The following is a 293-nucleotide window of genomic DNA, read 5'->3' as shown; positions in this document are numbered from 1 at the left end:
CTGGACCGCGATGAAAATCAGCAAGGGGCCGAGGAACAGCCACTTGATCCAGCGCCGGCGCGCGCCGCCATTCCTGGCTGGCTTGGCGGCCTTGCTCATAGCGCCAGGCGCAGGCGGTCCAGGATGGCCGCGGTGTCGGGACGGGCGCCACGCCACAGCAAAAAGGCTTCGGCGGCTTGCTCGACCAGCATGCCGAGGCCGTCGCGCGCGAGCGCGCCCTGGGCGGCGGCAAAGACCATGAAGCGGGTCGGAGCCTTGCCGTACATCATGTCCAGCGCCAGGGTGCCGGGACC

Annotated in this window: 1 pseudogene; it reads right to left on the bottom strand. The window is 70.0% G+C overall.

Annotated elements, in window-relative coordinates:
• Positions 1-95: 95 nt before the first annotated feature.
• Positions 96-293, bottom strand: a pseudogene (aroE, locus tag F2P45_RS35105) (shikimate dehydrogenase); the annotation flags it as partial.

The sequence above is a fragment of the Massilia mucilaginosa genome (assembly GCF_011682145.1).
Classification (GTDB): Bacteria; Pseudomonadota; Gammaproteobacteria; order Burkholderiales; family Burkholderiaceae_D; genus Telluria_A; species Telluria_A mucilaginosa.
Note: the sequence above shows the minus strand (reverse complement) of the source record. Positions and strands in the feature narration are given on the sequence as shown.